We start from the raw sequence: 982 nt of genomic DNA on the forward strand, positions 1-982 counted from the left end.
CATTTTTAAATCCAATTAGTCCTGCCTGATACTTCCCATATTTTTCTTCTACCCAATCACGATCTCTCTGTGGACAAAGCAAGATAGAATTCTCCCCCCACTCTTCAAATATAGTGTTAGGATCAGAGAAGAAACATAAATCACCATCACAATAAAGAACAGATGGTAAATCATAATTTACCAATAAATATTCAATTAATATGGACTTTAAAGTCCAACAATACTCGTTAACTTTCCTTTTTTTCTTTATTTCTTTTAGATTTTCATCTTCTACATCATCTACTGGTAAAAGGTTTACATTAATCAAATTCATTCCTTTTAATATCGAATACGCAACTGAATCTATGCAGCAAATCCACAGTGTGAATTTTTGGGCACTCTTTAATAAAGACTGTTGTAATGCAATTATTTTGACTACATATTCTGTCCCTACTATGGTACAAAAGTGGTTTCTAGATTCAGCAGTCTGTTTATTATAGAAAAGAGGATTCATTTTCTTAATAGTAGTTTTTTGAGGTGAATTTATATCTGGGGGTATCTGAACATCTTCTTCTACTTTAGTGGAAATATATAGGCGGGGTAAATTTTTCTTTTCATCATTAAAGTTCAATGTTTATTCATTCCTCTCAACTATTTTTTGTTTGGATTCCAAGTTTCATTTGCATCTTTTAGGTCTTTTGGGGTATCTACACTAATCCAAAAATCATTGTACTCATAAACTGCAAGTTCATGATTCTGTATTAAATTACGTAGTGGTTCTTCTTCAAGAATGCAATCATTCTCGGAATTCAAATAATCAAATATCCCCCTGTTAAATACAAAAAAGCCTCCATTTATTAACGCATCAAGCAAGGGCTTTTCCTTAAAATCTACAGCTATCCCATTTTCGACCTGTAATAGACCATATTGACTATTCTTTTTAATACCTGTTAATGTTGCGATTTTTCCTTTTTCTTTATGGAATTTTATAAGGTCATTAATA

1 protein-coding gene and 1 pseudogene are annotated in these 982 nt (G+C 31.3%); both read right to left on the bottom strand.

The annotated features are described in order from the left end of the window. Window positions 1-610, bottom strand: a pseudogene (locus tag V7183_RS22985) (glycosyl transferase); the annotation flags it as partial. Between the two features lie 20 nt (window positions 611-630). Then, a partial coding sequence (locus tag V7183_RS22990) for a sugar phosphate nucleotidyltransferase (RefSeq protein ID WP_335360957.1) occupies window positions 631-982 on the bottom strand: 352 nt, incomplete at its 5' end.

The organism is Bacillus sp. JJ1127 (assembly GCF_036965845.1).
GTDB lineage: Bacteria > Bacillota > Bacilli > Bacillales > Bacillaceae_G > Bacillus_A.